At 46.5% G+C, this 24,029-nt stretch carries 15 protein-coding genes and 1 pseudogene; 6 read left to right on the top strand and 10 right to left on the bottom strand.

Annotated elements, in window-relative coordinates; genetic code table 11:
* Positions 1 to 308: 308 nt before the first annotated feature.
* Both V6C93_RS30450 and V6C93_RS30455 read right to left on the bottom strand, forming a co-directional pair.
* On the bottom strand, positions 309 to 1,931 hold the full coding sequence (locus V6C93_RS30450; protein ID WP_333480425.1) for an MFS transporter: 1,623 nt from the start codon (positions 1,929 to 1,931) through the stop codon (positions 309 to 311).
* Between the two features lie 195 nt (positions 1,932 to 2,126).
* Positions 2,127 to 2,699, bottom strand: coding sequence for a hypothetical protein (locus V6C93_RS30455; RefSeq protein WP_333480426.1), 573 nt, complete (start codon positions 2,697 to 2,699; stop codon positions 2,127 to 2,129).
* Positions 2,700 to 2,916: 217 nt separating this feature from the next.
* On the opposite strand from V6C93_RS30455, the gene V6C93_RS30460 reads away from it, so the two are divergent.
* From V6C93_RS30460 to V6C93_RS30475, 4 genes are all read left to right on the top strand, one after another.
* Entirely contained in the window at positions 2,917 to 4,791 is a 1,875-nt protein-coding gene (locus tag V6C93_RS30460; RefSeq protein WP_333480427.1) for a mechanosensitive ion channel family protein, read from the top strand.
* Between the two features lie 212 nt (positions 4,792 to 5,003).
* Positions 5,004 to 5,642 (top strand): hypothetical protein, encoded by a 639-nt coding sequence (locus tag V6C93_RS30465; RefSeq protein WP_333480428.1) that lies wholly within the window; start codon positions 5,004 to 5,006, stop codon positions 5,640 to 5,642.
* 67 nt (positions 5,643 to 5,709) lie between these two features.
* Positions 5,710 to 7,251, top strand: coding sequence for a BON domain-containing protein (locus tag V6C93_RS30470; protein WP_333480429.1), 1,542 nt, complete (start codon positions 5,710 to 5,712; stop codon positions 7,249 to 7,251).
* 11 nt (positions 7,252 to 7,262) lie between these two features.
* Positions 7,263 to 8,012 (top strand): hypothetical protein, encoded by a 750-nt coding sequence (locus V6C93_RS30475; RefSeq protein ID WP_333480430.1) that lies wholly within the window; start codon positions 7,263 to 7,265, stop codon positions 8,010 to 8,012.
* 5 nt (positions 8,013 to 8,017) lie between these two features.
* On the opposite strand, the gene V6C93_RS30480 is transcribed toward V6C93_RS30475, so the two are convergent.
* From V6C93_RS30480 to V6C93_RS30510, 7 genes are all read right to left on the bottom strand, one after another.
* On the bottom strand, positions 8,018 to 9,721 hold the full coding sequence (locus V6C93_RS30480) for a TAXI family TRAP transporter solute-binding subunit (protein WP_333480432.1): 1,704 nt from the start codon (positions 9,719 to 9,721) through the stop codon (positions 8,018 to 8,020).
* A 362-nt stretch (positions 9,722 to 10,083) separates the two neighbouring features.
* A complete protein-coding gene (locus V6C93_RS30485) occupies positions 10,084 to 11,592 on the bottom strand; it encodes an adenylate/guanylate cyclase domain-containing protein (RefSeq protein WP_333480433.1) in 1,509 nt (502 codons plus the stop codon).
* Between the two features lie 407 nt (positions 11,593 to 11,999).
* The gene (ccmS, locus tag V6C93_RS30490) at positions 12,000 to 12,431 is read right to left on the bottom strand and encodes a beta-carboxysome assembly chaperone CcmS (RefSeq protein ID WP_349262885.1); all 432 of its coding nucleotides are present in this window, start codon (positions 12,429 to 12,431) and stop codon (positions 12,000 to 12,002) included.
* Positions 12,432 to 12,461: 30 nt separating this feature from the next.
* Entirely contained in the window at positions 12,462 to 14,258 is a 1,797-nt protein-coding gene (locus V6C93_RS30495; protein WP_349262886.1) for an ABC transporter ATP-binding protein, read from the bottom strand.
* A gap of 1,057 nt (positions 14,259 to 15,315) precedes the next feature.
* A complete protein-coding gene (locus V6C93_RS30500) occupies positions 15,316 to 16,245 on the bottom strand; it encodes an NAD(+) kinase (RefSeq protein WP_333480436.1) in 930 nt (309 codons plus the stop codon).
* 129 nt (positions 16,246 to 16,374) lie between these two features.
* Positions 16,375 to 17,253, bottom strand: a complete 879-nt coding sequence (gene sfsA, locus V6C93_RS30505; RefSeq protein ID WP_333480437.1) for a DNA/RNA nuclease SfsA — start codon at positions 17,251 to 17,253, stop codon at positions 16,375 to 16,377.
* Positions 17,254 to 17,481: 228 nt separating this feature from the next.
* Positions 17,482 to 20,571 carry a PAS domain S-box protein gene (locus V6C93_RS30510; RefSeq protein WP_333480438.1) on the bottom strand — a complete coding sequence of 1,030 codons (3,090 nt, stop codon included), beginning with the start codon at positions 20,569 to 20,571 and terminating at the stop codon, positions 17,482 to 17,484.
* Between the two features lie 199 nt (positions 20,572 to 20,770).
* On the opposite strand from V6C93_RS30510, the gene murJ reads away from it, so the two are divergent.
* On the top strand, positions 20,771 to 22,369 hold the full coding sequence (murJ, locus tag V6C93_RS30515) for a murein biosynthesis integral membrane protein MurJ (RefSeq protein ID WP_333480439.1): 1,599 nt from the start codon (positions 20,771 to 20,773) through the stop codon (positions 22,367 to 22,369).
* A 275-nt stretch (positions 22,370 to 22,644) separates the two neighbouring features.
* Positions 22,645 to 22,974: pseudogene (locus V6C93_RS30520) on the top strand (endonuclease domain-containing protein).
* Positions 22,975 to 23,163: 189 nt separating this feature from the next.
* On the opposite strand, the gene V6C93_RS30525 reads toward V6C93_RS30520, so the two are convergent.
* A complete protein-coding gene (locus V6C93_RS30525) occupies positions 23,164 to 23,652 on the bottom strand; it encodes a hypothetical protein (protein WP_333480440.1) in 489 nt (162 codons plus the stop codon).
* Positions 23,653 to 24,029: the final 377 nt, after the last annotated feature.

A 24,029-nucleotide genomic window follows, 5' to 3' on the forward strand; every position in this document is an offset into this window, starting at 1 on the left:
CCTAAAAAAGTGATGGGTAGGGCAAAGCAGGGTGAACCCGATCGACTTTAGATGTGATTTGAATCACGGGAGTCCGACAACCTTGCAACTTAAAGGGGAGTTGGGAATTGGGAGTAGGGAATGGGGTAGGTAACAGTAAGGGGATTTTTACCCCACCTGAAACCAGCCACTTGGTCTTGTGGGGGCTTGTACCCTTCTTAAATGAGATTTCTGATCAGAAGAATCGGCAACAGCTCGTTCCAGCGTCACGCCTCGCAACGCTTTCGCTATTCCCAATTCCCTACTCCCTACTCCCCTTTTGGTCAACTTCAGCAAGGTTGTCGGACTCCCTTTCCATCTGTGTAATCCGCATAAATCATTTGGGAAACCTTCGGCGGTGCATCCCCAATATGAAACGCACGAGCACGCTCCTCAATTACCCGATCCGAATTGGTGACCCGCTCAAATTGCCGCTTGTGTTCCGCCCAAGATTCCACGACCATCGTTTCCACAAACCGACCGGGGTCAGATAAATCTTGGTACAATCCCCACTGAATCGCCCCATCTCGACGACGAATTAAACTCAGTGCCTGCATCGCCTTGGTGAAATCTTCCGCGTTGTCGGGGTCAATGCGATACTCCAGTGTAACCATTACCGGCCCGTCATTCGGGCAAGGCTCAAAGGCATGAACGGGTTGATTCCAGTGTAGAGAGGCAGAGAAGTCGAATTTCTCCACACACCGCAGGCGATAGCGAGTCGTCAGTCCCACACAGACAATTAATCCTACGGCGGCAACAGTGAGGGCAGTGGAGATTCCAGTCCGTTGCGCGATCGCACCCCATAATAAACTCCCCAGTGCCATGCATCCCTGGAACACCAACATCTGAGTTGCTATGGCTCTGGCACGCACCCAAGTAGGAACAGCGGTTTGAGCAGACACACTCAAACTCACCATCACCGATAGGGAGGCAATACCCACCACAAACATCACACCACAGACGAGGTAGACACTGCGGACAGACGCTAACACCAGCATCATCACACCCATCAACACGGATGCCCCGGCAACCAAATGATCAATCGAAGTCTTTTGCCGCACTTTGGGGATAATAAACGCTCCCGCTAACCCACCGATTCCCCAACAACCCAGAATAATGCCATATCCCAGCGCATCCAGACCTAATTCTCTGCGTCCTAAAAGGGGTAATAGGGCAAATAGCGCACTCGCAAACAGAATGTAAGCGGCTGTACGAACGTATACCGTCTGAAGCAGGGGTGCAAAACGCGCATAGCGAATTCCGGCTTGGATGGCTCCTACAAACCGTTCGGCAGGTAAGGCACTGGCTTGGGTTGTTCTCTGCCAACGATAGAGCACCAGCATTACCGCAACAAATGAAGCTGCATTTAACAGAAAAACAACACCGGTTCCCGCCGCCGCAATCACTATCCCTGCCACAGCAGGGCCAATAGAACGCGATAGGTTGATCACAATACCACTTAAGGTAACGGCGGAGGAAAGTTGTTCTTTTGCCACCAACTCCGGGACAATCGCTTGCCAGACGGGCATGTTCATCGCACTCCCGACACTGAGGGCAAACGTGAGTATCAGGAGTATCCAAGGAGTCGTGATACCTGTAACCGTTAATACTCCAAGCAATGCGGCGACAATTAGCATCCAACCTTGGGTAAATAACAGCATCTTGCGCCGATCTACCACATCTGCGATCGCACCGGCGGGTAACGCGAGTAGAAAGAATGGTAAGCTTGATGCCGCCTGCATCAGTGCCACTAAAAAGGGTGAAGGCGAAAGGGAAGTCATCAGCCATGCTGCCCCCACGTCATGCATCCAAGTGCCAATGCTGGACACCGCAGACGCAATCCAAAGGGCACGAAAAACAGGCTGACGTAAAGGACTCCAGGTAGATGGAGGCGTGATGGTTGATGCGTTCATGAAACCTTGAGAGTGAAGGACGTAAACAACTGCGGCACTCCTATGGAGGAGCTAGCGCAAGAAGGCAGAAGGAAAAAAGCTTGTACAGTAAGCTTTTTAACCTTTTTAAACTGGATAGTTATTTCTGCCAAGCTGGTCTAGCGCTAACGAAGGTTTCAATTAGAATAACTGCTTATCTGGCTCTTTGTTGAGAGGCTACTGAGTCGTTTGAGGTAGCCCAGTAACTCGGATGGAAAGGGATTTCTCTTCCTGGGCGAGTTGCTCAATGAGAGGAGTAATCTCCTCAAGCATCTCTTTTTTGAATTCAGCAAACTTACGATTCAATAGTTCAGAAATTAAGGGCACCATTAACTTGGTGAGTTCTTCTGATCTGTCAAGCTGGCGCTCAAGCTCTGCAAGCCCGTCTTCTAGTCTGTCAACACGATCGCGCATCCCCAAAAGTTCGGGGATTTCTTGTTCTAGTCCGGCAATGCGATCGCGCATTCCCAAAAATTCGGGAATTTCTTGTTCTAGCCCGGCAATGCGATCTTGCATTCCCAGTAGTTTGGGAAACTCTTGTTCCAGTTCAACAACGCGATCGCGCACTTTCAATATTTGAGGCAGCTCTTTTTCGAGTCGGGCAACTTGGTCACGTATCCTGATCATTTCAGGTTTGATCAAGAGTTCTTGCAAGCGCTCGTATCCATCATCTGCATTAGTGGAAGAACTTAAACTGTTTAATAAAAATTCTTCTAAATTTCCTAACTCTTCATTGTTTGCTTCAGTCATATCAGATAAAAATTAATACAAGGTAGCATTATTATGGTAATCGGTTTGAAAGAACGTTATCCGCTCAGATTTGTCACCAGTCCCTTCAAAAAATTATTGTCAAATAAGGCTTTGAGTACTGAGGAATCAGGAAAGTAGGAAAAGAAGGCAAGAAGATCTTGACAAAACCGACATGGTTGAGCGGACAATGAAAAGCTAACCCGACTCACGATAAACAATGAAAATTTATTGGCGATCGCTGATAGGCTTAGCTCTGGCAACCGTGTTGCTCGTTACAGCTCCAACCTTGGCTCGTTCTCAGGAGAACGCTACATCCAGTAGCAGCTCCCAGGAGGCTGCTGTAATTCTGGGTAACCAAACACTATTCACCATCCAAGAAGGTTTTGGTTCCACTTCCCCAGAACAGCGATCGCAAGAAATCACTGAAAAAGTTGAGTCCTTGGCTCAAGATTCATCGATTCCAGTTGAATCGATTCAATTGGGAGACCAAAATGGGGTGACAGTGATTTTCTCCGGAGAGACAGTCATTGCGCAAATTACAGACGCTGATGCGAAAGCTGCCAACACCACTCCCCGTGAATTAGCCAATGCCTATATTCAAAAACTAAAAAACGCTATCAGTCAATATAGAAACGAGTCTGGGTTCAGCGGTGATGCTGTTGAAGTAGGAATATGGCAGTGGTTCAAGGAAGCGTTACAGAATGCATCTTCCTTAACAAGTCCTGGCGCTCGATTCAGTTATACTCACGCCATTTCTTACACTCTAATTTCTACGGTTATACTGATTATTTTTCTGTTTCTCGTCCATCAAATCTTTACTAGAATTTCTGCCGAGCTGCACTCCCAAAGAAACGCGGAACGCCTAGCGTTGAGAGTTGGTAACTCTCAATTACTAAGTTCTCGTCATGTCAGTGATATTTTATTGAAGATACTTAAAGCCATTCGTTCCTTCAGTAACCTGGTGGTTATTAGCATTTATACGGTATTAGTTCTAAGCTTTTTCCCTTGGACCAGACGTTTCGGATTAAGCCTTTGGAGCCAGTTTGTTTCAGCCTTTAATCAAGCTTGGATAGGGTTTGCCAATTACAGCCCAAAAATTTTCAATATTATTATTGTTTTTATTGTTACCTATTACGTTATTCGCTTTTTAAAGTTAATTTTTAACGAATTAAAAAAGGGAACGATTTCTTTACCTGGATTTTATCCTGAATGGGCTGAACCAACGTATAACTTACTTAAAGTGCTTGTTCTAGCGATTGCAGGTATTATTAGCTTTCCCTACTTGCCAGGTTTCGGCTCGCCTTCATTTCAAGGCATTTCTGTTTTTATGGGCCTTCTGATTTCCCTAGGGTCTTCAGCAGCTATTGCTAACATGGTATCTGGCATTATTCTAATTTATACCCGTGCTTTCCAGATTGGCGATCGCATTGAGATAGTGGATCTGAGAAGAGACGTTATTCGAGGAGATGTTGAAGAAAAATCTCTCTTAGTGACTCGAATTCGCACAAGCCTTAATGTTATTGTTACGCTGCCCAATGCAGGCTTACTAGCCAGTAATATCAAGAATTACAGTGCTTCATTTCGAGATAGCCAAAAACCAGTGCTTCTCTCCACAACCGTTGATTTTTCTTATGATGTACCGTGGCAAAAAATCTATGAAATTCTAACTGAGGCCGCTCTTCTTACCCGTGGTGTCCTAGAAGAACCGGCTGCCAAAATCTATCAAAAAAAGCTCAATAATTTCTCAGTTACTTATGAGGTCAGACTCTATACCACTCAGCCGCAAGGGGATTCTTCGATTTTTTCGGAATTCAATAAAAATATTCGGGATAAGTGCATCGCAGCCGGGATTGAAATCCTCTCCCCCCATTACTCAGCCGTAAGAGATGGCAATATGAGTACTCTTCCAGAAGAGGCCTTGCCCAAGAACTATAGCCCACGAGGATTTCAACTGCATTCCCTTGGCAACCTCTTCCAGGTAGATCTGACATGGGGTTCTAATGGCAAGAATGGCAAGAATGGCAAACAGATTACCACTCCCAATACTCCATCAGGAGAGCAGGCTAGCAAGCAAGACCGCAACTCAAACTAGACGTATTATGAACAACGGTTTCAAGTTATTTCATCAAGTAAATGTACCGCTGTATCCCTAGATATGGCATACTGTAGGGTTGAATGAGTAAATCATAGTTTCTTGACATCCAAACTATTGATAAACTGTAAAAATTAAACGAGAATTTGTAAAAGCAAAATATTGGCTATTACCGAAGTCAATTAGGGAGCCTACAGGATAGGGTTTAAAACATGAATGACACTAGCGCGGATATGGGTCAAGGGTTTGGCAACGTTGATCAAATCCGTGACATTCTTTTCGGACCTCAGCTCAAAGAATACTCCAACCGCATCCAAAGCTTGGAGGTTGCCCTCAAGGAGTACAAAGAAGAAACGGATAAACGTCTAATAAATCTCAAGTTAGAAACCGATAAAAGCCTAGAGAGGGTACAACAAGTCCTCTCTACGGAATTCCAGTCAGGGCTCGAGGAGCTGACGAAGGAACTCAGATCTATCGGTGTCAGGAATGAAGAAGAGAGAAACGAGACTCTACAGCAAATTGATCGCCTGAGTAAGCGGCTATCAAGCAATGTTGCCACCCTGGATGAAGCCATTGACAAACAAACCCGATCTCTTCGCGATGATCTTCTGTCCAGCCACAAGAAGCTCCAAGGCGATCTAATGGAATTAAGAAACCAGTTCTTCGAGGAATTGGAAAAACGCATTTCCCCACTCACAGCTGTCAAAATGGCTAAAGAGGATATGGCGGAACTATTCTTTGAACTCGTTCTCAAACTCAAAGGTACTGATTTGGTGGCTCCGTGGAAAGAGCCGGGTGATTCCCAAAAGGCTAATTATTTCTTACCTGAAGAATCTAGGACTGACGGTTAAGTTACCTTCAGCGCTAACCTTGCTGTCTCAGGTGGGAGTAGCGCTCACAGCTAGATAGAGACGACAGATGGTTTCATTCGCAGACGATCCAACCGTAGCTTCTGGTCGAGAAAATGGGCAGTCTAAATCGACTGAAATGTCTCCCCAGGACTATAAACAAATTGAGAGTTTTTTCGGTCAGCTTGCTCAACTACTCAATGTCGATGCAGGGGGGCAAACTGCCAGTAGCGATCGCGAGGTGAAAACCGAGGACGTTGCACCCTTTACAGCTAGCCCGAACTCAGGGTTTGTCCAGTTCCCCCAGCAAACGGTGTCAGTTCCAGCGTCTCCACCTCCAGCACCAGAGGCAGACTCGGTAGTCTCTACCCAGCCAGCACCGCTAAAGCAGACCGAGCCGGAGGCAGCAACGACAGTCGAAGAGTTGATAGCTCTCATAGAGCCAGACTACAGCGATCCGGAGACAGCAACGGCACTGGAAGGGTTACTAGCGCTCATAGAGCCAGATCGGACAGAGCCAAAGACAGCAGCAGCACTGGAGGAATTGATCGTTCTGCCCTCTGATCAACTCCCTCCAGTCACTGTAGCCAATTCTACTGCCGACGAGTTAGAATCTTCCCCCTTTCAACAACGTTTTACCCCACTGAACCAGCAATCGATTCAGTTAGAAGAACAATGGGATACCTCTAACCAACCCACCTCTCGACGGAACACAGCCGCTAAGGCTCAGAAAAAGGAAAGCACAAATCGGCTCTCCCTCGTCCCTTTAGGGGTAGGCTTGGCAATTTTAATAGGGGTACCTTGGGGAATTTATCAATATTTCAAGATAAATGAGCATCGGCTCGAACAAAAACTAGCACAAGCTTTAGCCGCTGCACCAGAATTAGCGGTTTATCGCTTGGGCGCGGATGTTCGGGGAAAAACAGTCCACTTAACGGGGAAGTTACCAAGTCGCGACTTACGTCGTCACGCAGAACAGCTTACCCATTCTGTTGTTCCAGGTTTCAGGCTAGCTAACGATATTATCGTTGTCGATGAGCTCCGCGATCGCAGCCAAGTCGTTACAGAAGTTCAACGAGTAGCAATGGCACTCAATCAGATCGACGGAATTTCCATCTCAACAGATTTTGCGGACGGGAAAGTCACCTTAAAGGGAACAGCGATTCAACTCACCAATCCTGAGAACATTATCCAGGCATTTAAACAAATTCCTGGGGTGCAGTCTGTGATCAATCAGGTGAAAATACAGCCTTTTTCCATCGCCACGCGGATTTATTTTAATTCAAACTCAGTCAGTGTCGAACCGCGTGATATTGATGTCAAACTTGCCCCAATCAAGCAACTGCTGCGGCAATATCCTAGCCTTCAGCTCCAAATCGTCGGTTACAGTCATCCAACGGATAGAGCTGGTACGCAAATGGCATTGATGCGATCGCAAGCGGTGCAAACTATCCTAGAAGATATTGGTGTTGATCGCCGCCGCCTGCGAGCCATTAGCCGTAAAGGCTCTCCCACAAATGTGAGTCCCGATCAAGAACACTGGTTAAGCCGATGCGTACTGTTTGAAATTATTCAACCTAACCCAAAAGCTCCTCAAGGAGCAACTCATTAACTCGTCGAACGATGATGCCCAAACAGGCAAGACAGAGAAAACCAGATGAGATGGTGTTAGCCACCTTCATGATTCCCTATAAAAAATGGCAGGATTTTCAAAAGGCGGCGCGGGAAGAAGGGATAACAGCATCTGCTGCATTAGTTACCTTCATTGAAAGCTATCTTGCTGGAAATCAGTCCTCTCAACCCGAATTATTTGAACCCGAATTACTTGAACCTGAATTAGAAACTCAGCTGGTAACCGCACTGAGTAAGAACCTAGATGCTCAAATTGAAAAAGCTGTGGAACAAAAAATTGCTAGTTTCGATACGATGCTAGATTATCTCCATAAAGCGGTTAGACAAATTGATGAACGTTTGGAGAAAGACCCTCAGCTTGAAAAAGTTGTGGAGCAAAAAATTGCCAGTTTTGATGCGATGCTCAATCATCTCCAAAAGACAGTCAGACAGATCGATGAACGCGTGGAGAAAGTCGAAAACACAGCTCCTCAACTGAAGAATGAGGAATATAAATCTATCAAGTTGATCGATATAGAAGCCATTACGATAGAGAGTACATCAGACACCGATAAGAATCTAGACACTAACCTAGATGATGGAAAAGGCTTGACTCAAAAAGCCCTATGCGAAGAATTTGGAATTAACCCTAGTAACCTCGGTAGAAATGCCAGTATGCGAGGCTTATCGGCCTCAGATTACTTGAATCAGCTTACGGGATGGGTATATCGGAATGGAATGTATTATCCTCCCAAGGAATGATCAGCTCAGGAAACCTTTTTCCGTTCAATGGAATCTCTTGTGGTTTTGTAGGCTTCAATAAATGTTCGGAAGGATTCCTGGGAAATATTGTCCTGAATTAGATTTGCCGCTGCTGTTTCTAGAAGTTGATCTAAGTCGGATTGAATTAAACTCATATCTCTTTTCCGATCTTGCAATAATTCCACCACAGATTTTACATAGTGAGCCGATATTTCTCTCTGCTTTTGTTCGGCTAATTTTACCTGCTTCTCGCTGTCTTTCTGGACAAGTTGGATTTGGCGTTCTATCGATTCTCTTGCTGTTTGATAGGCTTCATTAAATGTTCGGAAAGATTCCTGGGAAATTTTTTCTTCAACTAGATCGGTGGCAGTTTGCCTGAAAACTTTATGGAGTTCCTTGAGCCTAATTTCAGGGTCGCAGTCATCATCCTTCATTAGCTCGATCGCTGATGCGATGTAAACGTCGGCTGCATCTTTCTTTCCCTGCTCAATCCATGATTTTAGCTGCCAAACCCAAGACCCGAACAGCAAGACTATGGTCAGGATAAGCCCTACATAGTCAGCATTTTCTTGGATAAAGGAGGGTTTGTCACGCTCATAGAATGCGATCGCGCCGGGATGGGTGGGTATACCTGTTCCACTTGTAGTGCTAGGGGGACTAATGGCAGCCACTAAGGGTTTAACCTCATCAAATTCTTTAGGGATAGCATCGGCTATTTCTTGACGATGCTCATTGAGAATGGCGGTGATTTCTTGAATGATGTTCTGCTCCACTGTCTCGTTGGCTAACAGTACTCTTTGCACGGCTACTGTCGGCAAGGAATTGGCAGGCACAGAGGGAAGACTGCCCTTGTAGGCTCCTTGAGGAATAATTGTGGGTTCAAATGCAGGATACTGAATTCTCATCGCCGCCGCCTGTTCAATTGGCAGCAATCGTCCTTGGTGTTTTTGTACGAGATTCAGGATAGATTTATTACCCAGAGCGCGGACGCGAAACACGGCGTCTACCCGATTCTGGCGAAATGCCTGATCAGCGTCCTCGTCATTCACACCAACAAATTGGAAGTCTTCTTTCTTGAGACCGTAATGGTTTGCTATCTGTAGGAATGAGCGAAATTGCCCCCCACTTTCAGGTAGACCAATCCGCTTACCCTTGAGGTCACTAAAGTGATTAATTTCAGGCTTTGGCAGCACAGTAATAGGCTTGTTCTTGGCGTCAAGCAAGCGGTTAATTGCAGGCTTTTGCGGCACAGCAGTAGGCTTACCCTTAGCGTCAAGCAATCGGTTAATTGCAGGTTTTTGCTTGACAACTAACTGAAAGGTATCCCGATACAGTACGGCTACGACGCGTGCTGAAGACCCTGTGGGAACATCAGCTTGGGCAGTCGCTAGCTGGGCTTTTCCCTGTTCTAAGAGCTTGAGGTTTTCTGTTGTTCCCCCTGTTTCTTGTATATCAATTTTAATCTTGGGATTATTGGCTTCAACGACCTTTTCAATGGCTTGGCTGAGAATATAGCTTTCTCCATCCCTATTACCAGCCACTAGGGTGAGGTGATTGACTTGGTTGCGGTGGACAAGATGCCAGGTAACGGCTGCAATTAAGCCGATCGTTAAGCCTCCAAGGCTGAGCAAAACGATGACAGTCAGAGGGTCGAGATTATGAAAAAAACTAAGACGATTAGCTTTACGCAACTTTTTAGGCAAATTCATCGATAAGTAAATAAATTTCTAGTATGACTTCAAAGTAGCTTTTGCCTGGGTAGCAATCGCCTCCAAAACGCATTTTCTCACTCTTAGAAGAATAGTAATTCAGCGCTTTTTATAACACTTTTGCAAAATATTATCAGAAATAGGAGCGATTATTTTTTATTCATTGTTCATCGCTGGATGACCATGAAACAGGAACCTGACTAATCGTGCGCTTTATACAGTCAGCAATTCATCATTTCAGTAACGACGGATACAGTAAACTGTATTATCCTGTATAGGAAGAGTGCGATCGCACCTCTGAAATTCTCCAAGCTTCCTGTCATGAACTCACCAAGAAATAGGATGACGGTTCGCGATCGCGCCTATCCCAATTTACGGTCAAAGATAGCTGTTTTTCTAGCTTTGAGCAAATAAGTAGTCATCTCTCCTTTGCCTTTGACAGAGATGACGCCTCGCTCCTCAAACAGAAATTCATTTCGTAATCGTTCATAAGTCTCTGCGGTTACCTGAATGGTACCGGGAATCCCAAGTGATTCCATGCGGCTGGCAGTATTCACGGTATCGCCCCACAGATCGTAGCTGAATTTTTTGAGACCAATCACGCCCGCCACAACTGAACCGGAGTTAATACCAATCCGCATACTAAAGGATTCGTCGGTCTGTACGTTTATCTTGGTCAGTACTTGTTGCATGTCAAGAGCCATTTGTGCGATCGCACTAGCATGATCGGCTCGGGGTGTGGGCAAACCGGCGACTACCATATAGGCATCGCCAATGGTTTTAATTTTCTCTAAACCGTGTTTCTCAACGAGTTGGTCAAACGCCGAAAAAATTACATTCAAAACTTCAACCAGTTGTTTTGCCGACCGCCGAGAGGAGAACTCCGTAAAACCAACGAGGTCAGCAAATAAAACAGTTACTTCCTCAAAACTGTCAGCGATCGTGCTTGGCTCCAGTTTCAACCGTTCTGCAATTGGCCCAGGCAAAATATTGAGCAGTAAATTTTCCGTTTGTTCCTGTTGATAGTGCAGCGCTTCTTGCGCCACCTTGCGCTCTGTAATATCCGATTGAATACCCACAAAGTGAGTTAAGTTTCCATCCGCATCATAGATCGGTGAAATACTTAACTCGTTCCAAAAAAGTGTCCCATTTTTGCGATAATTGGATAATATAACCTTGCAACCCTTCCCTTCTCGAATTGCTTCCCGTAGCTCATCGAGACCGGGTTGATCGGTATCTTTTCCTTGCAGAAAACGGCAGTTTTTTCCAATGACTTCCTGAGCCTCGTAACCCGTTAGCCGCTCAAACGCGGGATTAACGTAGGTTATGGGCATATCAGGCTTTCTAGCATCAGCGATTACAATACCATCACTACTCGCTGCGATCGCCTGGTTCGAGAGTCGCAGTTCCTGTTCTTTCTGATGACGCTCTCTAATCTCCTCTTGCAGTCTTTTATTTTGCTCAACTAAGCTACGATTCAGTTTTCGGATGGTTAAGTGGGTCGTAATCCGAGCTTTAAGGACTTCTTCCTGAATCGGCTTGGTGATATAGTCTACCGCTCCCACATTAAAACCCTTGACCTTATCGTCCGTATCGGAAAGTGAGGTCATAAAAATGACCGGAATGTCTTGACTGGACTCATTCGCTTTCAAGCGACGGCAGATTTCAAACCCATCAATTCCCGGCATCATCACATCCAAAAGGATGAGATCGGGATGAGCCTCTTCGACGGCTTGGAGAGCACTTTTGCCACTATTGGCCATTAATACTGTAAAATCAGAATCACTCAAAACGAAGAACAGTAAATCCAAAGTATCCGGGTTGTCATCAACAATTAAAATGACGCCTTTTTCGTCACTTTCAAGGCTCATTTATAAATCCCTCTATAACTTTGGAGAAACTAACGGATTCTTTTTTCGTGACACGCTGAAACTCGCAACAGCGTATTTCAGTAGCAAACGGCATATCTTTCTTGTCCGACTGCACTACTAAAGCGAATTGCTCGAAAAAAGCTCCCTGATATTCCTATTCTCTATAATAGCTATCTCAACCGGAGGCGAGATAAGCGCCTCCAGTTAATTTTGTGAGTTCTGCGTAATTCTTTTCAGCGAACCGATAGCAGTGGCATTTCCAACGAGCTTTTAGCCTGGGTGGATATCAACTCCGTACCGTGAGGTAGTTAATGAGACATTGGATGGAGCCTAGAATACAGTCAGGGCACGGCAATGCCGTGCCCTACAAAGAATGTGTATTCCACTCGATTGAGAACCTCTATATACTAGGGTTCCAAATGCTGACATAGGCGTTGCTCTAATTGCTCTAGTAAGATATTAACGTCCTTACCGAGTTGCTCAAAACAAGCGGGAGGTGCAGGTTCCGGTTCAAACTGAATCAGCTTGATTTGGTCATTGCCAATCCCAATAATCAGAACTTCCTTCTCCGGTTGGTGGGCGTCCACAATTCCCAGAATTTCCTGAATGTGGTTTTCTACTCTTTGATTCAGTTCCTCGATCGCCTTTCGGGGACAATAAACAAAATGCGGCGTTGGATGCAGGTCAATACCCAGCGTATCCTCGCTTTCTCCCCGTTCTAGAAATAGCCCCCAAGAGAGTGCTGCCAACTCTTGCTGATTGTCTCTAGCAAAGCGAGCAAGTTGATGTTTCCACTGATCTTCTGCCCTCTCTGGTTGGGGGCGACCAAACATGATCATTTTCTAGATTCCGTCCTTATCAAGCGCATCTCATTTTAGACCAGACTGTACCCGCCAGAGGCTGGCATAAATCCCCTCTTGCTCCAGCAGTTGTTCATGCCGCCCTTGTTCGACTAATTTGCCGTGTTCCATGACGTAGATACAATCGGCATTACGCACGGTGGAGAGGCGATGAGCGATCGCAATCGTTGTCCGATTTTTGGTAATCTTCTCTAAGGAGCGCTGAATCGCGGCTTCCGTCTCATTATCCACCGCAGATGTGGCTTCATCCAAGATCAGAATCGGGGGATTCTTCAAAATGGCACGCGCGATCGCAATCCGCTGCTGTTGCCCTCCCGACAGTTTCTGTCCCCGTTCCCCAACAATCGTGTCATACCCTTGGGGCAGTCGGCTGATAAACTCGTGGGCTTCGGCAATCTCTGCTGCTGCCAATACCTCGGCGTGAGTGGCATCGAAGGTGCCGTAGGCGATATTCTCCCGAACCGTGCCATGAAATAAAAACACATCCTGGCTAACTAAGCCAATCGCCCGACGTAAATCCCCTAGCCGTAGTTGTTGTAAGTCAATGCCGTCAAGGGATATAGTTCCCCATTGTACTTCATATAACCTCAATAATAACTTAACCAAAGTACTTTTTCCAGAACCCGTCGAACCCACAATGGCGATGGTTTTTCCCGCTCCAATGTGCAGGGACAGATTGTGAATCACTGGGGCACGGTCATGGTAAGCAAAAGTCACCTCTTTCAACACCACCTCACCGCGCACCTGCTCAACAGGCAACGGTGTGTCCCCTGAGTGGATTTCGATGGGAGTATCCAAGAGATTCATCACACGGGTGGTGGACGCCATCGCCCGTTGATACTGATCGAGGGTTTCGCCTAATCGCGTCAACGGCCAAAGCAAGCGCTGAGTTAGGAATACCAAAACACTATAAGTTCCTACCTCCAGCCTTCCGGCAACAACATCCATCCCCCCGTAAAGCAGAATACCTGTAAAGCCCAACAATATGAGCATCCGAATCAAGGGAATAAATGCGGCAGAAAGTGCGATCGCACGCTTGTTACTGACGCGATACCCATCACTTTGGGCTTCAATTCGACCTAATTCATACTCTTCGGCGGTAAAGCTTTTAATCGTGGTGATGCCTGTCAAATTATTCGCCAATTGCCCATTGATCAGACTCACCTTTTCTCGAACATCCGCATAACGAGGAGCCAGCAGACGCTGAAAGGCGATCGAACCCCACAGGATAAAAGGTATCGGCACAATCGTCATCCAAGCCACATTGGGAGCCAGCATATAAAAAGCTCCACCAATCACAATGGCTGTTGTGATTACCTGGATAATATCATTGGCTCCTACATCCAAAAACCGCTCCAATTGATTAATGTCATCACTCAAGATCGACATTAATCGGCCAGTACTTCTGTCCTCAAAATAAGCCAGTTCCAGTGATTGCAAATGCCCATAGGCATCTAAGCGCAAGTCATGCTGTATAGCCTGGGCGAGATTACGCCACAGTCGAGCGTAGGCATATTCAAAAATGGATTCAAATCCCCAAATGATGAAGCTAAGGAAACTCAAGATGAGGAGTTGCCCAAAGATGTCTTTTACCCCCAACTGAGCAATCAGAGAATCCTGTTGCTTCACCACCACATCCACTGCCGCACCAATTAAGGCAGGGGGTGCTAAGTCAAAGATTTTATTGAGAATTGAACACGCGATCGCTTGCCAAATTTGCGTCCGGTACTTGTGCCCGTAATGAATCAGACGCCATAGAGGAGGAGAGGAAGACGCTCGGTTGCGCTTCGATTGAGAGCGATGCAATCGCGCCTGGGTACCGCCTAAAGCAGCTTGCTTCTTGTTGCCATCTGCTTGTTTTTGCAAACGTGACACTTTAATCAAACCTTAAATTCATAAAGTTTACTTTGCTCAGAGTTATTTAATCTTAAATTACAAAACCTTATATTGTGTTGACTTTTTTGGGAGTAGTTCCGAAACAATTTGCTCAAGGGTGGCGTCAAAGAGAGAAAAATACCTCAAATGTTTTTCGGAATCAAACTAGGATTTATCCCTCTCATGAACACTCGTTTCACGTATCTACCAACTGACTAACCCTTCTCATTTTCCACTCTCTCACTCAACTCAGTGTTGTGGTTTTGGGTCTAGTCATTTGTCCGAGATAGTACTTCTTCCTGAAAAATCAACTCTTTGTTAAGAATCTCTAAGACCTCATTCTGCTTCTTTGCAGTTGTGGGTTGGATCAGATTAAGATTTTCAGGGAATACTTCCAATTGATACACAAAAAGTACAAGTTTGGAAAGATTAGCTCTGTCGGTTGTGTATTGCTAATAGTCCAATGGTGTAAGTCCTGACTCTGTCTTCTCAACGATTATTTGCGCTTAATTCACCAAGTCCGGCTTTAAACAAGTACGGAAATTCATGGCTGGAAAGAATCTAGCTGCATGTCGTCTAGTAACAGTCAACCCTTACTCTCACAGGAGTATTTACAATTATGACAGTTCTGGCTCAAACCCCTCAAAATTTATGGGGCAAATTATTTGACTACTGCCATAAGAGTTACCAGTGTCTGACCTACAATCCTAAATTGTTTCTGATGCGTAAACTGGCTCGGTGAGAATTTGGTGACAATCTGCGGCCCAGCGGGTTTAGGATTTGCAGAAGATGCGACTTGTTTCCACAAAGGTACCTTGCCAACCTAGAAAGAGCGCTTGCTCCTACAGATTGAATTTGCCATCAATAATTATGGGGATATCAGAGGAGCAGCATCCTAGAGTTGGGTAATGAATGGATGAGGGATGGAAAAGGAATAACTTTTGAGGGTTGCTTGACCCATTACCCATTACCCATTACCCATTACCCATTACGATTTTCCGTTACGATGGTTATTACTATAAGGAATTCTGGCACCCGCCCATTGCAGCTTTTCTCGTAACGTCTGGTAATAGGAATAGTTCTCTCGCAAAATAATGAACTTTGCGTAACAATCCGCCATGCGCACATCCACCCGTTGTCCAGGCCAAATGGAAGTGGCTAGAACACCATCCATCCAGAGTTTGGTATTGAGTTCATAATCCCCTAGAGGCCAAATGCTAACCACAGAACCAGAGGGTAAAACAATGGAGCGACTGGAAAGACTCAAGGGACAAATCGGCGTTACAGTAATGGCTTCCATGCCATCGTGTAAAATTGGCCCATTTGCTGAAAGGGTGTAGCAAGTTGAGCCGGTGGGTGTGGCGACAATGAGTCCGTCCCCTTGGTACTGATCGACGACTTCCCCATCAATTTCCATCTCCAAAATTGAGGTAATCATCCGATCGGCTGAGGCGGGTTTAACGCACATCTCATTCAGCGCGAGGAAGCGATCGCTAAAGGGTTCCATGTTGCTGCGATCGCCTTCAAATACAGCCGCTTGAACCATCATCCGCCGCTGAATGGCGTAGCGATCTTCGCTTAATCGATCCCAAATTTGCTCCGTGTCTTTAAATTCTTCAAACGGTTCAGTAAGAAACCCCAAGTGTCCGCCCACATTAACCGCTAAAATCGGTACTCCCTCCCCTGCAAGATGTCTCGCGGCAGCGAGTGCTGTCCCATCGCCCCCTAGTACTACAGCTAAATCGATCTGACTCATGGCGGAGGCTAAAAAGACAGGGTAAGGATTATCCTGTGTACCACTAGGCCCCATCAAAATATGGCACTGGCGATTTTCCAATTGCCGAGCACATTTTTCTGCCCAACTGCGGCTGTGGGAGTCTTTGGCTTTATACGCAATGATCACCTGCTTTAGCTGCACGTTAACCTCATCTTCTAGCCCGTCTGATAATCGTCATTCTAGACTGCCGACTCATACGAAGTTGCGTTCAATCGTAGTAGCTTAGAAAGTTGTGGAAGCTGGGGAGAGAAGGTTAACGTTCTCTTTCTCTTAGCTCAGCGTCCTGGAGCGACTCTGTGGTTTGTTAAATTCTACGTTAGACTCCAACTCAGTATGAGTCGTTACAACAGGGACATCAGCTGTCGCAATTACTGGAGGTTGCATAGGGAGAAACTCAGCCAACCCCAAATAACGAATTCCTTCCGGGGTAATTTCAAAGCGGCAGGGTAATACTTCAACTCCTTGAAGTACAGCTTCTCGCAGCAATTGACCGTAGACGGGGTCATAACTATCAGCAGGAGCAAAGGAAAGACAGTCTCCCCGATTAATGAAGTAAAGCATGATGGCTCGTGCTTGGGGTAGAAGTGCCATCAGTTCTCGCAAGTGCTTTTGTCCGCGAGTGGTTACTGTATCGGGAAATAGCGCCACAGTTCCTTGAGATAAGGTGACACTCTTGACTTCTAGATAGATGGGAAGTTGCTCACACAATGCGAGTTCCTTGGTGGCTGCACTCAAGGGGATGGGAACACTTTTTAGTAAAAAATCCACCCGACTTTTCAGTTCTTTGCCATAGGGAACCTCGCAGCAAATTTCGTTGTAGCTGTTGGCTAACTCTGGAAATAGCCGTTGTGCCAACGCTAACTTAATCACTCGATTGGGGAGTGCGGTGTTGACACCAACCCAGGTGGGTTCGTTGTCATCAACCTGAATCATCTCCCAGGTGTAGGGTAACTTTCGCTTAGGGCTATCGCTGCGGGAAACTTTGACTAAACTCCCAGGAGTGGAGACACCCGTCATGGGGCCAGTATTAGGGCAATGAGCCGTTATAACTTCCCCAGAGGTCAGTTCAATATCAGCAAAGAAGCGTTTGTAGCGCTTTAGTAAGACTCCGGTTTCTAAGGGCGGGTAACGGTAAATCCAATCTTGCATGAAAATAATTTACCACCGAAGTTGCTGCTGTTGGGAAAGAGCGATCGCACAAAGCATATGGTTATTCAGAGCGACTGTCCGCTCTATGAGACCTGGATGGAAGGAAACGATAAAAGAGTTCTTGGATAACCCCTACCTCAAGGTTGGCATTGCAACTTTGGAGGAATGGAAGGTAGCAGATTGATTCCATAACAGTGAGCAGTGAGCAATAAAGGTTTTTGTCAGGCACTATAACGGTAAAGTGACGATAAATGTTGTGCCTTTGCCGACTTCACTGGTAAACGTAATCTCACCCTGATGTAAGTCCACACACTGCTTAACAATCGCCAATCCCAATCCTGTTCCCTGAATCGTACCGACATTATTGGCACGATGAAAGGCTTCAAACAAGCGAGTTTGGTCTGCTGGGGGAATACCAATCCCTTGGTCTTGAATTTGGAATATTACTTGGTCACCCTTGGCAGTAAGGTTAAATTGGACGGTGCTGCCTTCTGGAGAATACTTTAGAGCATTCGAGAGCAAATTGTTGAGAATATGCCGCAGCAGCCTCTCATCCAATGAAACCGAACACAGGGGAGAATCTAAGGGTGTAGTCTCCTGGTTAGGGGTATCTTGTGTGTCTAGGATGCGATGGTCGCGAAGCGAACCGCCTTCGGCATCGCTGGGACAGGTAAAATGAATCGCCTGCTGTTTTTGGGCACCCAGTTGCACGTCGTCTACTAAATGGCGACAAAATTGGAGTAAATTCAAAGGTGCAGGGTTGAATAGCAGCTTGCCTGCTTCCGCTTCACTCATCAGGAGGATGTCATTCAACATCTGAGTCATCCGTTCCACAGCCGATTTAATGCGATGCAGATGAGTCTGTTGTTTGTCCTCTGACAAGCGGTTGCGGTAACGCTCTAACAAGTCGGTAGACGAGCGAATCGTCGTCAGAGGAGTGCGGAACTCATGGGAAGTCATGGCAACAAAGCTGGACTTTACGGTACTCAGTTCTTTTTCTCTTTGGAGTGCCTTAAACGTTTCTAGTTCTGCTTTCTTGCGTAAGGTGATGTCTTCGGCAATTCCAGCAAGGCGGTAAAATTGACCTTGTGCATCATAGATGGGAAACGAGCGATCGCGTATCCAACGCATTGAGCCATCCGGTCGCACAATCCGATACTCTACATCCGTATATTCACCACGAGACTGTCGCTCCAGCTTGGCTATCACGATCTCTCGATCTTCAGGATGAATACTATCACTCCAAGAATTAGACTGTTCATACAGACTCTGGCAAGAGCGACCCCATATCTCCTGGTAGGCGGGACTAACGTATAATCTTTTGCTGGAATCTGGGGTAACCATCCAGAATACTTCCTTGATATTTTCGGTCAACTGGCGGAAGCGCTCTTCGCTCTCCCGCAGTGCCTCAAGCGCTAGCTTATGATCGGTGATGTCACGGCTGATTCCCAAAACAGATATGAAATTGCCATCACTCTCCAATTCCGCAACTAAGCGGGTTTGGTAGTACTTTAGACCTTGGGTGGTGACAAGACTAAACTCCAGTTGTTCTTCCTGTCCCGTATCAAAAACTCTACTTAACGCATCCTCCCAGAGAGATAAATTGGGTTCTGAGATAAAAAGTTCCCGATTGGTTTTGCCAATAAACTCACTCGGTGGTTTGCCTGTGACCTGTTCAATCGCTGGGTTGACATAGAGATGACACCCTTGTCGGTCAAACCGCTCGATAATATCAGGCGCGTGTTCTACCAAGGCTCGATATTCCTGTTCCCGTTGATGGAGTGCTGCCTCAGCGCTCACGCGTTCAGCAATCTCTCCGAGGAGTTGGTGATTGAGCTTTTCTAGCTCAGCCGTGCGCTCTGTGACTCGATTTTCTAATTCTTCGTTCAGCCTGTGTAAGGATTCTTCTGCTTGCTTGCGCTCTGTGATGTCTGTGGTGCTGCCGTAGTAATAGAGTACGCCCTCCTCATCAACCGCTCGCCCGATCACTTCAAACCATCGAGATCCTCGGTGAAGGGTGTGAAACAGATAAATAACTTGGTAGGATTCGCCTTTGCAAATGGCTTCCCAAGCGATTCTGAGCGCCTCTTGCGACTCATGCCCCAAGTCAACTCGGTCATCCCAAATTTGAGGATTCTCCAAGAATGCCTCTCTGGAAATGCCACTGAGTTCCGTCATAATCTCGCTTATATAGACAAACTGAAATCTGGCAGGGCAGAATTTCCAGACCAAAGTGGGCAGCAAATTAAAGATTTGACGAATCTCGGCAGCACTTCGCTGAGCTTGTTCTTCGGCTTGTTTGCACTCGCTAATGTTCAAGGTACTACCAACGACACGCGTCGCTCGTCCACTGGCATTTCTGATAATCTGTCCTCTATCCCAAATATGCAGGTACTGATGGTTTTTGTCGCGAATCCGATATTCGGTGGCAAAACTACTGCTGTTGGCGAGGGCGCTGGAAATCACCTGACGAACACGCGGTTGATCGTCGGGATGGATTAACTGAGTCCACCAATTAAGGGTAGGTTGCGCTTCTTCAGGACGATAGCCTACAACTTCGACAAGACCCTGTGTCCTTTTAACCGTACCATTTTCAACGTTCCAGTCGTAGATAATGCCATCTAAGGCGTTGGCAGCAAGATGCAAGCGCTCATGAGCTTGCCGCAGTTCTAACTCTAGCCGCTTGCGTTCTGTAATGTCGCGCATCAACCAACGGAAACCGATTGGCTGACTTTCCGGAGTCTGGATAGTCCCCACCCTCACGGCAGTAATCAGCGGTGTTTGATTGGGCGATCGCAGGCTCACCTCCCACTCCTGTATCCCCTCCACATGACGCAGCTGATTGAGTTGATGACGAAAGACTTGACGCTCTTCCTCCACAACGTAACCGGCTAACGGCTTGCCTACCAAGAACTGTTGCGAATGCTTGAGTAGTATGGCGGCAGCATGGTTGGCTTCTTGAATCACCCCATTGACATCAGTCACTAGGTAAGCATCGGGTGCAAACTCAAACAGTTGCTGGTAGCGCTGGCGCTCTGCGATTAAATCTTGTTGAGCAAATAATAACTCCCCATGCTGCTGATACAGTTCGTCGCTAGCGACGTGCAGTTCTTCCACAGCAACACTGAGTTCTGCAAAGGCTATTGCCCTTGTTTCCAGTTGTTGTTGCTCGGTTAGCGATCGCGTTGGGTTAGCATCGTTCATAGCCTCAGCAGGTGATAGCGTCGGCGATTCACCGATCAGCTGTTGCAGTTGAGCTACACGCTGGTGCAAATCCTGTATCTGGTTGGCGAAGTCATCCAGGTTTAAGCGAGTCATCTTATTGATTTTTCAGTACACCTATCCCTTGCTACTAATCTTAGTGAGCCGCTTGGCCTCTGATAAGTATCCATTTTCCGCTCTGAGCACCTGCATGGAAGCGCAATGAGCCAATAATCCCCAGAAAAAAAGACTCCCGATTGTTAGAGGAAATTCGGAATTGATTATTATGATTCTCTGGAGTAATTAATAATTATTTGTGTCGAAAACCCAGAAAACCGCTCGCTCCCTATCCGGAATTGCCGGCATCGTGGCGGTTGCCACACTGATTAGTAAAGTTTTTGGATTGGTGCGTCAACAAGCGATCGCGGCGGCTTTTGGGGTCGGGCCAGCGGTTGATGCTTACAGCTACGCCTACGTCATTCCGGGCTTTTTGTTGATTTTACTGGGTGGGATCAATGGCCCGTTTCACAGCGCGATCATCAGTGTCCTGGCTAAGCGCGATCGCTCGGAAGCCGCTCCCATTGTGGAAACGATCACAACCTTCGTGGGAGCGATTTTATTGCTCGTCGTCCTGGTTCTGATTCTATTTTCCGGCGTCTTCATCGACTTGATCGGGCCAGGGTTAACACCCCAAGTGCGTGCGATCGCCATCCAACAACTACAAATTATGGCTCCGATGGCTGTCCTTGCCGGACTCATCGGCATTGGCTTCGGCACCCTCAACGCCGCTGACATGTACTGGCTGCCCTCAGTCAGTCCTTTATTTTCCAGTATCACCGTGATTGGTGGAATTGGTATCTTAGCCTTGCAACTAGGCAGTCAAATCACCGCGCCCAAATATGTCATGCTAGGCGGCATGGTTTTGGCATGGGGGACACTCAGTGGAGCCATCTTACAGTGGTTAGTCCAACTCGTGGCTCAGTGGCGGGCGGGTTTAGGGACGTTACGCCTGCGGTTTAACTGGAAGCAACCCGGAGTAACTGACGTTCTCAAAATCATGGGGCCAGCCACCCTTTCCTCCGGCATGTTGCAGATTAACCTCTACACCGATTTGTTTTTCGCCTCTACCATCCCCGGCGCAGCAGCGGCAATCAGCTATGCAGGGTTATTAGTGCAAACGCCACTAGGAATTATTTCCAATATGATTTTAGTGCCGTTGATGCCAACATTTTCTCGACTTGCCGCTCCTGAAAATTGGCCTGAACTCAAGCAGCGCATTCGTCAGGGATTACTCCTTACCGCCATTACCATGTTGCCTTTGGGTGCATTGATGATGACGTTGGCGGTTCCCATCGTACAAGTGGTTTATCAACGTGGAGCCTTTCAGAGCCAAGCTTCAGAGCTCGTTGCTTCCTTGCTAGTAGCCTACGGGGTTGGGATGTTTGTCTACTTGGCGCGCGATGTCTTGGTGCGAGTGTTTTATGCCTTGGGCGATGGTGAGACACCCTTTCGCATTAGTATCATCAATATCTTGCTCAACGCCGTACTCGATTACTTTCTCGTGAAGCGTTTCGGTGCTCCGGGTTTGATTTTGGCAACGGTGACAGTGAACTTTACTTCAACAATCGCGCTACTTTGGCTATTGAATCGCAAACTCCGAGGCTTACCGTTGCTTGAATGGAGCGTACCGATCCTGGGTTTAACCGCTGGCAGCGTCTTGGCTGGGTTGGCCAGTTGGGGAGTTAATTGGGGTATTCAGCAAGTTTGGAGTGCTCAAGGATTGCTGGTTGGGCTAGTGCAATTGAGTTTAGCCGGAATCGTTGGCCTAGGCGTCTTTGCTTTGTTTGCCACACGGCTCAATTTACCAGAGGTGGATATGTTTGTCTCTCGTATGCGCCAGAAGTTCGGTCGGTAACCTATTAGATGGATGACGGTGGGTGGAAGTGCGATCGCATTCTCTTGTTACTCATCGCTGGCGTCGTTGATGCGATCGCTGTTTGATGGGTTGGAGGAGAGATTCCCGACTTCTTAGATTCTTTCTCTTACTCCCCCCTTACCAAGGGGGGTTGGGGGGGTTAACCAGGGGAAACATCTATCAGGACTAACCTTCTACAAAACCTGGGTGCAGGAATGACCAAACTTTACAACAGAACCTCAGAGAAAGCGAAACGCCAGCAGCTTCGACGGAATATGACAAAAGCTGAATTTCTGCTCTGGCAAAAGCTCAAGGGTAAGCAACTTGAAGGAGTTAAGTTTCGCAGTCAGTATAGTGTTGGTTGGTTTGTTGTCGATTTTTATTGTACTGAACTTAAATTAGCGATATAAATTGATGGAGACAGCCATTTTCAAGATGGTGCACAAGAATATGACCAAGAAAGACAGGCTTTTATTGAGTCGGTGGGAATTCGGTTTTTAAGGTTCACTAATAATGAGGTGTATGGGAATTTGGAGGGAGTTTTGGAGAGGATTCTTCAGAAGATTGGAGAATTGCGGAATGACCCCCCCAGCCCCCCTTATTAAGGGGAGAGCAGGAGATTTGATTCGCCTGATTAGTGCTAGAGAGGTAATACGAGCCGCACTGAAATCTCCTCCTACCAAGTCATGAAGTTTCTGATATGGTTCTCAGGCGCAGGCTGTAATGTCTCAAAAAAGTTGCTAGTACCATAAAGATTTTGAACTGTACCCTCGATAAAGAGACCTACGGCTGGATTAATGAAAAAGGTTAGCAGCGTTCTGCATTGCCTGGTTAATGGCATTCGCACTGATCGCACTTCTATCAGCAGAAGTCTGCAACAGTGTATTAGTGAAATCAGCTATCGTCTGTTGATGTACAAGGGCTGGATTCTGATAGGTAGTTTGTGTATATACGCTCAACATCAAATCTGGGTCAATAATCGACAAGCCATTAGTCAGAACGCTCAAATTTTTACTGACTACTAGTATCGGCTGACCTTGGTAAAGTATCACTGGAGGGTTTATGCAGGTGATATTGTAAGGGCTATATAGTCCACAAGCTCCTCCGTAGGGGCTAGCTGGATTTTTGATGCTTTGATAGCTATAGAAACTGCCATAAGTATTTTGATTATTGATTGAGTTTGGGTCAGACTGATTGCTTAAAAGCACCCCCAAGAATTGACCATCAGCAGCCCAAAGTTGAGCAATTCCATCGGCAGAGGCAAGAAATTCTAAAATAGACATACATTTTTGATAAAATGACTCAACCCTAATCTAGATAACTGGATTAGGATTTGACAATGGGGAATTTACTGATAAAGGTAGCAGTTCTATGCTGCTCTACTCTTCCCCATTGCTGAATATTCAAATAGATAATCCGCACGATTAGCAACCAGACGCCGCAGTTCTTCACTCATGTAGGGACGGCTCATCTTTTCTGTCTCTATGCAGGGTTCAAATACTGACGAGCGTGTGCTTTAGCTAACCTCATCAAATGTTCTAGCAGCATATAGTGGTCGAGTTCTGACTTTTCCTCTAAGGCAAGTCCCTCAGTTTTTTCACGGTCAATCAAGTCTGCTACCCGCTCTTTCACCGCATCTGAAGGTTGAAATGCAACTATG

It is taken from the genome of Allocoleopsis sp., from assembly GCF_036703385.1.
GTDB lineage: Bacteria > Cyanobacteriota > Cyanobacteriia > Cyanobacteriales > Coleofasciculaceae > Allocoleopsis.

Excerpts from the sequence above, each read along its gene's own strand:
- V6C93_RS30525 (WP_333480440.1), bottom strand. The coding sequence starts at position 23,652 with ATGTCTATTTTAGAATTTCTTGCCTCTGCCGATGGAATTGCTCAACTT.
- sfsA (WP_333480437.1), bottom strand. The coding sequence starts at position 17,253 with ATGCAAGATTGGATTTACCGTTACCCGCCCTTAGAAACCGGAGTCTTA.
- V6C93_RS30455 (WP_333480426.1), bottom strand. The coding sequence starts at position 2,699 with ATGACTGAAGCAAACAATGAAGAGTTAGGAAATTTAGAAGAATTTTTA.
- V6C93_RS30470 (WP_333480429.1), top strand. The coding sequence starts at position 5,710 with ATGGTTTCATTCGCAGACGATCCAACCGTAGCTTCTGGTCGAGAAAAT.
- ccmS (WP_349262885.1), bottom strand. The coding sequence starts at position 12,431 with ATGATCATGTTTGGTCGCCCCCAACCAGAGAGGGCAGAAGATCAGTGG.
- V6C93_RS30485 (WP_333480433.1), bottom strand. The coding sequence starts at position 11,592 with ATGAGCCTTGAAAGTGACGAAAAAGGCGTCATTTTAATTGTTGATGAC.
- V6C93_RS30475 (WP_333480430.1), top strand. The coding sequence starts at position 7,263 with ATGATGCCCAAACAGGCAAGACAGAGAAAACCAGATGAGATGGTGTTA.
- V6C93_RS30460 (WP_333480427.1), top strand. The coding sequence starts at position 2,917 with ATGAAAATTTATTGGCGATCGCTGATAGGCTTAGCTCTGGCAACCGTG.
- V6C93_RS30465 (WP_333480428.1), top strand. The coding sequence starts at position 5,004 with ATGAATGACACTAGCGCGGATATGGGTCAAGGGTTTGGCAACGTTGAT.
- V6C93_RS30450 (WP_333480425.1), bottom strand. The coding sequence starts at position 1,931 with ATGAACGCATCAACCATCACGCCTCCATCTACCTGGAGTCCTTTACGT.
- V6C93_RS30510 (WP_333480438.1), bottom strand. The coding sequence starts at position 20,571 with ATGACTCGCTTAAACCTGGATGACTTCGCCAACCAGATACAGGATTTG.
- V6C93_RS30480 (WP_333480432.1), bottom strand. The coding sequence starts at position 9,721 with ATGAATTTGCCTAAAAAGTTGCGTAAAGCTAATCGTCTTAGTTTTTTT.